This is a genomic window from Nocardia sp. NPDC059764 (genome assembly GCF_042732555.1).
GTDB lineage: Bacteria > Actinomycetota > Actinomycetes > Mycobacteriales > Mycobacteriaceae > Nocardia.
Map to the genome: position 1 here is coordinate 21,132 of NZ_JBHWHH010000078.1, position 10,765 is coordinate 31,896.

Below are 10,765 nucleotides of genomic sequence, written 5' to 3' on the forward strand. Positions count from 1 at the left end.
GGCGGATCAGAGCGCGGCCTCGATCGCGGTGACGATCGCCGCGTCCTTGGGCTCGGTGCGCGGGCGGAAACGGCCCAGCACCGAGCCGTCCCGGCCGATCAGGAACTTCTCGAAGTTCCACTGGATGTCCCCGGCCGCGCCCTCGGCGTCGGCGACCTGGGTCAGCTCCTGGTACAGCGGGATGCGGCCGTCGCCGTTCACGTCGCTCTTCTCCAGCAGCGGGAAGTCCACGCCGTAGGTCGCCGAGCAGAACTCGGCGATCTCCTCGGCGGTGCCCGGCTCCTGGCCCATGAACTGGTTGCACGGCACGCCGATCACGGTGAACCCGCGCGACCCGTAGGTCTGCTGGAGTTCGACCAGGCCCGAGTACTGCGGGGTGAGCCCGCACTTGGAGGCGACATTGACCAGCAGCACGACCTGGTCGTCGGCCAGCTCGGCCAGCGAGGTGGGCTTGTCGGTCAGGGTGCGCAGCGGAATCTCGCGAAGATTGGTCACAAGGCCGAATTCTAGAACGGGTTCGACGGGGTCACCGGTTCAGGAGTAGCGGACCTGCCAATGCTTGATCCCATTGATCCAGCCGTGCCGCAGCCGCTGCGGTGGCGCGACCTCGCGAATATTCGGCATCGCGTTGGCGATCGCATTGAACATGAGGTCGATCTCCAGCCGGGCCAGATTCGCGCCGACGCAGAAATGCGTTCCGGTGCCGCCGAATCCGACATGCGGATTGGGATCGCGCAGCACATCGAATTCGAAGGGGCGGTCGAAGACCTCCTCGTCGAAGTTGGCCGAACTGTAGAACAGCCCGACCCGCTGGCCCTCCAGGATTTTCTGCCCGCCCAGTTCGGTGTCCTGGGTGGCGGTCCGCTGGAAGGCCGCCACCGGCGTGGCCCAGCGCACGATCTCGTCGGGCGCGGTGCGCGGCCGCCGCTGTTTGTACAGCTCCCATTGATCGGGATGGTCGATGAAGGCCTTCATGCCGTGCGCGATGGCATTGCGGGTGGTCTCGTTGCCGGCCACCGCCAGCAGGATGACGAAGAAACCGAATTCGTCGGAGCCCAGCGCCTCGCCGTCGACATCGGCGTTCACCAACTGGCTGACGATATCGCCGGCCGGGCAGGCGCGGCGCTGTTCGGCCATGGTGTAGGCGTAGCCGAGCAGTTCGGCATTGGCCGCCATGTTCTGACCGGCGAATTCCGGATCGTCATTGTTCATCAGCTGGTTGGACCAGTGGAACAGCTTGTACCGATCGTCCTGCGGCACCCCGAGCAGTTCCGCGATGGCCTGCAACGGCAGCTCCGCCGCCACCTGCTGCACGAAATCGCCGCCCCCGGCCGATTTCGCCTCCCGGACAATCCTTTCCGCGCGTTCGGTGAGCGCCGCGCGCAGCCCCTCGACCGCGCGCGGGGTGAAACCCTTGGCGACGATCCGCCGGATCTTGGTGTGCTTGGGCGGATCCATATTCACCAGCAGCGCGTCGCGGCCGAGTTCGAGCTGTTCGGGCAGGGAGTCCGCGGGCATCCGGATGATCGAGCCCTTGCGGCGCGAGGACCACAGTTCGGGTTTGCGCGAGATCTCCTTGACGTCCTCATGGCGGGTGATGACCCAGTAGCCGTCGTCGCCCATGGGCGCGGCCTGTTCGGGAGTCTGCGCGTTCCACCAGACGGGTGCGGTGCGCCGCAGCAGAGCGAATTCCTCGACCGGACTGCGGTCGGCCCAGAGCGCGGGATCGGTGAAGTCGAAGCCGACGGGCAGTGACGGAACAGACACTGTTCCTCCTCGGGCAAGGTGCCGCTAAGATCACGAAATTGGAACGTGTTTCACAGGAATTCAACCATGCCGACCGGCCCGAGGGCGGCGTTTCCAGCCTCCAACCCGAAGTCGATCTCGAGACTGGACAGCCCATCCCGGGTGTCGGCAGACTAGAACCTGTTCTACAGTGATGCCAGGCACACTCGAAGATGAGGTAACTGATATGACCCCTTCCCCGGGCTCCACGTCCGAAGCCGATTACGTCGTCGTTGGCGCGGGCAGCGCCGGCGCGGTCCTGGCCGGGCGCCTCGCGCAGGCCGGCGCGAGCGTGATCCTGTTGGAGGCCGGGCGCAAGGACAACTCCCAGCTGGTCACCCGTCCCGGCATGATCTCGATGGTCCACACCGTCCCGCAGCTGAAGAAGCTGGTGACCTGGAAGCAGTACTCGGTCCCGCAGAAGCACGCCAACGACCGCAAGATCCCGATGACCCGCGGCAAGGTGCTCGGCGGCTCGTCCTCGGTCAACGGCATGCTCTACGTGCGCGGCAACAAGGCCAACTTCGACTCCTGGGCCGCCGAGGGCAACAAGGGCTGGTCCTACGACGAGGTCCTGCCCGCCTACAAGCGCCTGGAGAACTGGGTCGACGGCGCCGACGACTACCGCGCCACCGGCGGCCCCATCGAGGTGACCCGCCCGCGCGAGATCACCCCGATCGCCGAGCAGTTCATGACCGCCGCCTCCGAGTCCCTCGGCACGCCGATCATCAAGGACTACAACGGCGAGTCGCAGGAAGGCATCTCGATCTTCCAGCAGTCCGTCAAGGACGGCATCCGCTACAGCTCCTCGCGCGGCTTCATCACCAACATGCCGAACTCGCACATGACCGTGCTCACGCACGTGCACGCCACCCGCGTGGTCATCGAGAACGGCCGTGCCACCGGCGTCGAGATCGCCGAGAAGAACGGCACCCGCCGGATCGTGAAGGCCGCCAAGGAGGTCATCGTCTCCGGTGGTGTGATCGGCTCCCCGCAGCTGCTCATGCTCTCGGGCATCGGCCCGGCCGCGCAGCTGCGCGAGCACGGCATCGAGGTCGTCGCGGACCTGCCGGTCGGCCAGAACCTGCACGACCACCTGTTCGTGCCCATGACCTTCGTGTCCAAGAAGGCCCTCCACCGCGGCATCCCGACCTACTTCGCGCGCGGCATCCTCAAGGAGATGCGCAACCCGGGCAGCTCCTTCATGGGCCGCACGGTCTTCGAGGCCGCCGGCTTCGTCAAGACCAAGTTCGCCGAGGGCGACCACCCGGACATGCAGATCCACACCCTGCCGTGGAGCTACCCGACGCCCAACCAGGACGCCGACAAGCTGCACCTGGTGGACCGCCGCCCGGCGTTCACCATCATGCCGTCGCTCATCTACCCGAAGAGCCGCGGCGAGATGAAGCTGGCCTCGGCGGACCCGTTCGCCTCGCCGCTCATCGACCCGGGCTACCTGACCGACCCGTGGGACACCGAGTTCCTGGTCGAGGGCATCAAGATGATCAAGGAGATCATGTCGCACGCGAGCATCGCGGGCGACTGGACCGAGAACTTCTTCCCGGGCCAGCAGTGGGCCGACGAGACCGCGCTGCGCCGCGAGCTCCCCAACCGCGTGCACTCGATCTACCACCCGGTCGGCACCTGCCGCATGGGTGTGGACGAGCGCGCGGTCGTCGACCCGACCCTGAAGGTGCACGGCATCGAGGGCCTGCGCGTCGCCGACGCCTCGATCATGCCCAGCATCACCGGCGGCAACACCAACGCGCCGAGCTACATGATCGGCGAGAAGGCCGCCGAGTTCATCAACGGCGGACAGTAATCCCACCGAGCCGCTCCGGAGACTGCTACTTCCCTGGTAGCTCCGGCGCGCGGGTCAGCGGCCACGACCATCGCTGACCTGCGACAGCCCCGGGCCTCCTACCTCTCGGCCCGGGGCTGTTGTCCTTTCTCCCGAGGAGTCAGCGGTGTCCCTGCCCGTCGATCTGTGGCTCAACGCGCCACTGGCCGAATCCGCTTCGCGCGCCGCGCGATTGCGCGAACTCGGGGTGGACGGCGTGTTCACCTTCGAGGGCGCGCACGACGTGTTCGCGCCGCTCACCCTGGCCGCCACCGCCGGAACCGACATCATGACCAATGTGGCCATGGCGTTCCCGCGCAGCCCGATGCACCTCGCGCACACCGCGTGGGATCTGCAGGCGCTCTCGGGCGGGCGGTTCCGGCTCGGGCTCGGCAGCCAGATCCGGCCGCACATCGAGAAGCGGTACGGCAGCGTCTGGTCGGAGCCGGTGGAGCGGATGCGCGACACGGTGCTCGCGGTGCAGGCGATTCTGCGGGCCTGGCAGACCGGGGAGCGGCTCGACTACCGCGGGCGGTTCTGGCAGCACACGCTCATGACGCCGCAATTCGATCCAGGGCCCAATCCCTTCGGGCCGCCGCCGGTGCTGGTCGGCGCGCTGGGTCCGCGCATGACCGCCATGGCCGCCGAGGTCGCGGACGGGCTGCTGGTCATGCCGTTCAATACCGAGCGCCACTATCGGGAGCGGACCCTCGCCGCGGTGGAAGAAGGCTGCGGCGACTCCACCCGGCCGTTCGAGATCATCGTGGAAGCCATTGTGGCCATGGGTGATACGGAAGAGGAGCTGGCCGCGGCGCGCAAGGCGGTGCGAAACCTGCTGGCGTTCTACGGTTCCACGCCCGCCTACCGCGCGGTGCTGGAGGTCGAGGGCTGGGCGGATCTGCAGCCCGAGCTCAATCTGCTGTCCAAGCAGGGTCGCTGGCGGGAGATGGCCGGACTGATCGACGACACCATGGTGGACGCGCTCACCGTCAGCGGTACGCCCGCCGAATGCGCCGACCGGATCCGGAATCGTTTCGGGGACACCGCCGCTCGCGTCTGCTGCTACTTCCCCGGCTACCAGGTCGGCGACGAGGCCATCGCCGACCTGGTGACCGCACTGCACGCCTGATCGACACCGCGCGCCTGATCAGCCCACGGTGATGGGCTCGGCCAGCTCGTACAGACTCCGGCGGCCGGTCATATCGGTGACCACCAGCCGCGGCAGGTTCGGGCCGAGCCCGTGGTAGACGTGCGAGGCCGCCGGATCGGTGGTGGTCTCGTGCGAGCCGTCGCCGAAGTACCAGTCGTAGCGGCGAATGGCGCCGCCCGCCCGCTCGGCGTCGAAACTGACCGCGTTGCCGGACCGGGCGGTCACCTTCGACGCCGTGAACCCGATGCCGAACGGCTCACCGCCACCGAACCATTCGCTGATCCGAGGATTCATCAGGAAGACGTCGGCGTGTTTGCGCGCGACCTCGAGGTCGGGCGGTGACACGGCCGGAATGGCCCGGCACTGCGGCAGGTCGCTGGCCTGCGGGCAGACCAGCAGACGCAGCGACGCCGCCTCGTCGCCGAGCGGGTTCAGGGCCGGCGTGCGCTCGGCCGGCTGTGCGATGTCTCGGGGCGTCGTCTGCGCGGGCTCCGGCACGACCTGTGCGGGATCCCGAACGCCCACGGCGTCCTCGGTGAACAGTCCGTCGGCGGCCGTGGCGTACTCCTCGCCCGCGGCGGCATTGGCGTCGGAGACGGCCTGCCGGAACGACTCCGAGGACACCCGCACGAACTCCGACCAACGCTGGGTCAGCGACTCCGGCACCCGATCCCCGTCGTAGCCGTGGAAGTAGTTGCCCACCAGCACCTTCGGCGTTCCGGGCAGTTGGTGCGCGGCCTGCACCGCCTCCCGCATGCCGCGACCGCCGTAGCCGAGGGTGGCCCCGCTGTAATAGGGCACGGCGGCGGCCGGGTTCACCGCGTCCGCGCCCACGCCGCCGCATTCGCGGTGCACGGCGGACGCCAGATCCTGGGTGCCGGGCGTGACGCCCACCGGAATGCCGAAGATCGGGTCCAGATCGTTGAGGCAGCCGTCGATCAGCACCAGATCGACCGGGTAGCCGTTCGCGGTGGCATCGCCGGTGGCCTTGGCGAGCTGGCAGAACACGTCGAGGGTGGCGTCCCCGCCGGGGCATTTGCCGGTCGGGTGTTCACCGGGTGCGTCCAGGGCGGCGCCGGAGGCGGTGTAGTCGTGCAGGGTGGCGCCGCGGCCGGTCCTGGATCCCAGGGCATCGGCCACCACATCGGCGAAGCTGTGCTTGCGCGGGGCGCTCACGCCGCCGAGCACCGACTGGCCCCACAGCACCGAGTCGCCGACCGAGACCACGTGCAGCGGACGGCAATCCCGGTTCACCCGGAAGTTCCACGGCTTGCCGTAGCCGGTGACGTCACCGCCCGGGATCCGGGCGCGGGCGTCCACGCGGAGCAGGCCGTCGGTGGGGAGCTCGTCGTGGCGGAGGTCGAACCCGACCGTCATCACGTCGTTCTGCACGACGGTGATGCCGCTGCGAATCGGCTGTCCGCCACCGAGAATCCGCCACTCCACCTCCGCGTGCGAGTCGACGCCCGGCGGGAAGTAGACGGCGGCGGTGCCGTGTAGCGGGCCGGCGCACGGCCCGTCGGGGGGTGCGCTGACGTCGATGACGAGGGGAAGGTCGCTCGCGGGTTCGGCGGCGGCGGGTAGCGGCCGACCGGCCTGCGCCACGATTCCGGCCACCGCGATCGCACCCGCCAGGGCCGGCAGCAGGGCCGCGCGACACCGGCGAGATCGCCACACTTTCATTGCTCCTCCTGGGAGATGCGCAATCCGACAGCAGACATGGTGCGGACGCGGCGGCACAGCACCCGTAGGCGCGCCGAAATGGCCCAATTTAGCTCGTTCTACCTGCGAATCTGTTAGACAAAAGGGATGAACGCGAGAAATCTGACACTCGCTCCAGCCGCCTTCGCCCGCACGTTCTTGGCGCGGAATCTGATTGGTCCGCTATCGAGCAGCTATATCAAGCAGCTGGACCTCTCCCCCGGCCGGCAATCACCGTTGGTCGCCACCCCGGTCCTGGTCGGATCGCTGGGCCGGATTCCGGTCGGCGCACCCACCGACAAGTTCGGCGGCGGTTGATGTTCACCGCCGTCCGCTTCATCTCGATCATCCCGGCGCTGCTCGTCGGCTGGTCGAACTCCTTTGCGGCACTGATCATCTGGGGATTCTTCCTGGGCATCCCCGGCACCTCGTTCACCGTGACCGGGCTGGTCGGCGCGGCCGGTGGCCTCGGCGGCTACTTCCCGCCGCTGGTGATGGGCGCGGTCTACAGCGCGAACCACGACTACACGTTCGGCTACATCCCGCTGACCCTCGCCGCCGTCGCCGTCCTGCTCTTCACCCTGAGGATCGGTCGCGATCTGCGCCAGACCGCACCGGCCGCCGAAGTCCGCCAACGCGTTTGACCACTCCGGAACGGATAGCTCCCCGAAAAAGGGGGATTAGCAGGACTTTTCACTGTTACAAGATCTTGTTAAGGCCGCGCCAAGCACGGCTGGGCATCGTTGTGTCCAACGCCGGAACGCACCGGCGGACCCACCGAGCCACCTTTCCTGGGGCGGGAACGCTGGGGCCGGCTCGTCCACGAGGGGTGACGGGCCGCCCACAGCACACCGATCGACTGGCGTCTCGCTGGGTATCCGGCCTGCCGCGAAGGGGGTGGCAGGCAGGCGCAGAACCCGCGAGTCCGTCCACGAGGGGTGACGGACACGCGGGTTCTTTGCGTTCCGGCAACGGTTAGCGATCTTGTTAGCCTGATTTGTGGCCCCCGCCGTATCGGGCACGGCATCATGGAAGGCAAGAGCGCCAAGAAGATTGGGATTGACGATGGAGACCGTGGTCGTCTTTGCACTGGCCTGCTTGATTTACTGGTGGGGCCTACTCTGACCTGGGGGTTTGCGCGACCGCATAGAGGGCGTCGGCGATCCGGCGGCTGAAGTGGTCGGCATCCTCGGTGCCGTGGGTGAGTGCGCGCATCAGGGTCGCACCCCGGAGGAATTCGAAGACCGCCTCGGTATCGCAGGTGCGGGCCGCCTGGCCGGATTCGGCGGCCGCCGTCAGCAGCTCGCCCAGCGCTTGAATCGTGGGGCGCTCGCCGCCGTCGAGCAGGCGGCGGTAGCTCTCCCGATCGTCGTGATACTCCGACAGCAGGCCGGGAATGGCCGAGCGGGCGGCGGGGTGCGCGGCCGCGTTGAGGAACAGGCGCGTCCACGCCAATAGGTCGGCGCGCAGATCGCCGGTGGGGGCCGGATGGTTCTCGGTGTCCAGCGCGAAGACCGCGTCCTCCACCAGCGCCCGCTTCCCCGGCCAGCGGCGGTATATCGAGGTGGTGACCACTCCGGCCCGGCGGGCCACGGCCGCGATGGTGGTGGCTTGGTAGCCGTCCTCCACCAGCAGTTCCTGCGTGGCGGTCAGCACCTGGGCGTCCAACTGCGGATCCCGGGGACGGCCGGGGCCGGTGCGGGCGGTCCCTGTCGCTGCGGTCACGTGGTCTCCCTCTGGTCGGCCGGCCAATCTTCTGGAACAGGTTACATTCTCGCCGGAATTCGAATACGCTGCGCCTCGTATTCTAATTCACCGTGGCCCACGCCACACCTCCGAGAGGCAGCCGTCGATGTTGACGCCCCAGGATGAACTTCTCGCCCACCAGCTCCCCACCACCTTCGACCACGTGCAGCAGAGCGATCTGCGCTGGACCGAACGCGTCGTCCTGTACGGCTTCGACACCACCGGCGAGATCAGCGTCATGACCGGCATGGCGCGCTACCCCAACCGCAATGTGCTCGACGCGTACGCCATGGTCACCATCGGCAACAAGACCGCCCACGTGGTCCGGCTCTCCCGCGAGATCGGCGACCGCTACGACGGCATCGCCGACTGGACCGTCGGACCGTTCAAATACGAGATCGTGGAACCCCTGCGCAAGGTCCGCGCCACCCTCGGCGACAACGAGCACGGCGTCCGGCTGCACCTCGACTTCGAGGGGCAATTCCCCGCCTACGAGCAGGAGCCCGCCTTCTTCCGCACCCGAGGCCGGGTCCGCGAGGACGCCCGGCGCTACTACCAGAACGGGCGCATCTCCGGCTGGATCGAGGTGGAGGGCAAGCGCTACGACATCGACCCGGAGACCTGGTGGTTCGGTCGCGACCACTCCTGGGGCACCCGGCACGGCGGTGGCGGCGGCAGCCTCGGCGAGGGTGACGGCCTGCAGCCGTCCGAGATCCCCGACGGCGTCCTCTACTACATGGGCATCTTCCAGTTCGAGGACGAGCTGGTGCATTTCGCGCAGCGTGAGACCGCCGACGGCCGGCGCTGGCACTTCGAGGGCACCGTGCTGCCGCCGCTGGACTCGGGCGAGCAGCCCGTTCCGATCGCCACCACCGACCACGCGCTCACCTTCCGCGACGACTTCCGCATCGTCAGCGGCGGCAGCTTCACCGTGCAGTCCACCGACGGCCGCGATCGCGAATTCACCATCACCCCGATCTCCGATTTCTGGCCCGGCATCGCCGGCTACGACTTCTACCGCGGGTACGCCTCGGGCCTGTGGCGCGGGGAGAACTGGAGCGAGGGCCTGACGGTCGACCTCACCGACACCGCCGACCTGAAGCAGGCCAGCATGCTCAGCGAGACCTTCTGCCGCGTCGAGACCGAGGGCAAGGTCGGCTACGGGCTGGTCGAAATGGTGTTCATAGGCCGCAACACGCGGTACGGGTACGAGGGATGCTGACGGTGAGCACCACCCGAATTCCCGCCGAGCACCTCGGCGTGGCACTGGAACCACTGGTGCGCGAGCACTTTCCGAGCACCGGCCCGGTCCGGGTCGGCGGATTCGTCCGCACCGAACGCGGATTCGCCACCGAGACCTATCTTTTCGACGTCAACGACGAGTACGGCACCGTTCCGCTGGTGCTGCGGCGGCCACCGGACATGTCGCTGTTCCCCGACTACGACCTGCTGCGGCAGGTGCTGGTCATGAAACGGCTGGCCGGTACCGGCATCCCGGTCCCGACCGTGGCCTGGCTCGAACGCGACGACAATCCGCTCGGCAGCCCCTACTTCGTCATGAACCGTCTCGAAGGACAGGCGCCGAGCGACTATCCGTCCTATCACTCGGCCGGAACCTACTTCGAGGCCACGCCCGAGCAGCGGGCCCGCATGTGGTGGGGGTGCGTGGACACCATCGCCGAGGTCAGCCGGATCGATTGGCGTGCCTCGGGATTGAAGTTCCTCGCCTTCCCGCAGCACGGGAACGGGGTCATCGAGCAGGCGGTGAACTATCTCGACGCGGCACTACGCTGGGCGTGCCAGGGCGACGTGCCCGAAACGTACCGGCGGGCGATCGCGTTCCTGCGCGAGCATCTCTACGAACCGGATGAAGCCGTGCTGTGCTGGGGCGACGCCCGAATGTCGAACATCCTCTACGACAAGGACTTCCAGGTCCGGGGCGTGCTCGACTGGGAGATCGCCCACCTCGGGGCCCCCGAATCCGATCTCGCCTGGCTGCTGTTCCTGGACTGGGCGTGCAGCGAATACGAGGGCCACGCTCCCCTGCCGGGCACGCCCTCCCGCGCGGAGACCATCGCCTACTACGAGAAGCTCACCGGCAAGCCGGTCCGCGATCTCGAATACCAGGAGATCTTCTCGGCCGCGCTGTTGTCGGTTCCGCTGCTGCGCATGACCCATCGCGTGCAGCTGCCCCCGGAAATGAACATCACCGGCTTCTGCACGGCCCGCATCGAGCAATTACTGAACTGACAGCGTCGCCGTCCACCGATACGCTGTCGCGGCACATTTCATTTCGATCGGGGGGGTTCCCAATGCTGCGTCTGGGTATCTGGATGGCGATTCTCGGCTTCGGCTCGCTGTTCCTGGAGCAGGCCAATATGCACTTCATCATCCTGGCCTGGGCTGACGATATGCAGCCCGGCTTCGGCATCGTGCTCGGGGCGATCGGGGTACTGGTGGCGCTGGTCTCGTTCGGCATGCAGGCCAAGGACGAGTCGGCCTGAGCCACCGGGAAATAGACGATTCCGCCCCCGGCAGGACGC

Annotated in this window: 11 protein-coding genes; 7 read left to right on the forward strand and 4 right to left on the reverse strand. The window is 67.8% G+C overall.

Annotation, left to right across the window (positions count from 1 at the left end):
* Positions 1 to 6: 6 nt before the first annotated feature.
* Entirely contained in the window at positions 7 to 471 is a 465-nt protein-coding gene (locus ACFV4K_RS18915; protein WP_379276389.1) for a glutathione peroxidase, read from the reverse strand.
* 63 nt (positions 472 to 534) lie between these two features.
* Complete coding sequence (locus ACFV4K_RS18920) at positions 535 to 1,767, reverse strand: cytochrome P450 (RefSeq protein WP_379276378.1); 1,233 nt, start codon at positions 1,765 to 1,767, stop codon at positions 535 to 537.
* A gap of 205 nt (positions 1,768 to 1,972) precedes the next feature.
* Here ACFV4K_RS18920 and ACFV4K_RS18925 point away from each other — a divergent pair, with 205 nt between their 5' ends.
* Together ACFV4K_RS18925 and ACFV4K_RS18930 are read left to right on the forward strand one after the other, a co-directional pair.
* Positions 1,973 to 3,607, forward strand: coding sequence for a GMC family oxidoreductase (locus ACFV4K_RS18925; RefSeq protein WP_379276380.1), 1,635 nt, complete (start codon positions 1,973 to 1,975; stop codon positions 3,605 to 3,607).
* Between the two features lie 151 nt (positions 3,608 to 3,758).
* Complete coding sequence (locus ACFV4K_RS18930) at positions 3,759 to 4,754, forward strand: TIGR03617 family F420-dependent LLM class oxidoreductase (protein ID WP_379276390.1); 996 nt, start codon at positions 3,759 to 3,761, stop codon at positions 4,752 to 4,754.
* 18 nt (positions 4,755 to 4,772) lie between these two features.
* On the opposite strand, the gene ACFV4K_RS18935 is transcribed toward ACFV4K_RS18930, so the two are convergent.
* Positions 4,773 to 6,458 carry a PKD domain-containing protein gene (locus ACFV4K_RS18935; RefSeq protein WP_379276381.1) on the reverse strand — a complete coding sequence of 562 codons (1,686 nt, stop codon included), beginning with the start codon at positions 6,456 to 6,458 and terminating at the stop codon, positions 4,773 to 4,775.
* A 126-nt stretch (positions 6,459 to 6,584) separates the two neighbouring features.
* Here ACFV4K_RS18935 and ACFV4K_RS18940 point away from each other — a divergent pair, with 126 nt between their 5' ends.
* A complete protein-coding gene (locus ACFV4K_RS18940) occupies positions 6,585 to 6,794 on the forward strand; it encodes a hypothetical protein (RefSeq protein WP_379276383.1) in 210 nt (69 codons plus the stop codon).
* A complete protein-coding gene (locus ACFV4K_RS18945) occupies positions 6,794 to 7,120 on the forward strand; it encodes a hypothetical protein (RefSeq protein WP_379276384.1) in 327 nt (108 codons plus the stop codon). Before ACFV4K_RS18940 ends, ACFV4K_RS18945 begins: the two co-directional genes overlap by 1 nt.
* A gap of 472 nt (positions 7,121 to 7,592) precedes the next feature.
* On the opposite strand, the gene ACFV4K_RS18950 is transcribed toward ACFV4K_RS18945, so the two are convergent.
* The gene (locus ACFV4K_RS18950; RefSeq protein WP_379276385.1) at positions 7,593 to 8,201 is read right to left on the reverse strand and encodes a TetR/AcrR family transcriptional regulator; all 609 of its coding nucleotides are present in this window, start codon (positions 8,199 to 8,201) and stop codon (positions 7,593 to 7,595) included.
* A gap of 127 nt (positions 8,202 to 8,328) precedes the next feature.
* Here ACFV4K_RS18950 and ACFV4K_RS18955 point away from each other — a divergent pair, with 127 nt between their 5' ends.
* From ACFV4K_RS18955 to ACFV4K_RS18965, 3 genes are all read left to right on the forward strand, one after another.
* On the forward strand, positions 8,329 to 9,444 hold the full coding sequence (locus tag ACFV4K_RS18955) for a hypothetical protein (protein ID WP_379276386.1): 1,116 nt from the start codon (positions 8,329 to 8,331) through the stop codon (positions 9,442 to 9,444).
* Positions 9,438 to 10,472, forward strand: coding sequence for a phosphotransferase family protein (locus ACFV4K_RS18960; RefSeq protein WP_379276387.1), 1,035 nt, complete (start codon positions 9,438 to 9,440; stop codon positions 10,470 to 10,472). Before ACFV4K_RS18955 ends, ACFV4K_RS18960 begins: the two co-directional genes overlap by 7 nt.
* A 62-nt stretch (positions 10,473 to 10,534) precedes the next feature.
* A complete protein-coding gene (locus ACFV4K_RS18965) occupies positions 10,535 to 10,726 on the forward strand; it encodes a hypothetical protein (protein WP_357087779.1) in 192 nt (63 codons plus the stop codon).
* The last annotated feature ends 39 nt before the right edge of the window (positions 10,727 to 10,765 follow it).

What these genes read in the sequence shown, in the direction of transcription:
- ACFV4K_RS18955 (WP_379276386.1), top strand. Translation starts at nt 8,329, where the DNA reads ATGTTGACGCCCCAGGATGAACTTCTCGCCCACCAGCTCCCCACCACC.
- ACFV4K_RS18925 (WP_379276380.1), top strand. Translation starts at nt 1,973, where the DNA reads ATGACCCCTTCCCCGGGCTCCACGTCCGAAGCCGATTACGTCGTCGTT.
- ACFV4K_RS18935 (WP_379276381.1), bottom strand. Translation starts at nt 6,458, where the DNA reads ATGAAAGTGTGGCGATCTCGCCGGTGTCGCGCGGCCCTGCTGCCGGCC.
- ACFV4K_RS18960 (WP_379276387.1), top strand. Translation starts at nt 9,438, where the DNA reads ATGCTGACGGTGAGCACCACCCGAATTCCCGCCGAGCACCTCGGCGTG.
- ACFV4K_RS18945 (WP_379276384.1), top strand. Translation starts at nt 6,794, where the DNA reads ATGTTCACCGCCGTCCGCTTCATCTCGATCATCCCGGCGCTGCTCGTC.
- ACFV4K_RS18940 (WP_379276383.1), top strand. Translation starts at nt 6,585, where the DNA reads ATGAACGCGAGAAATCTGACACTCGCTCCAGCCGCCTTCGCCCGCACG.
- ACFV4K_RS18965 (WP_357087779.1), top strand. Translation starts at nt 10,535, where the DNA reads ATGCTGCGTCTGGGTATCTGGATGGCGATTCTCGGCTTCGGCTCGCTG.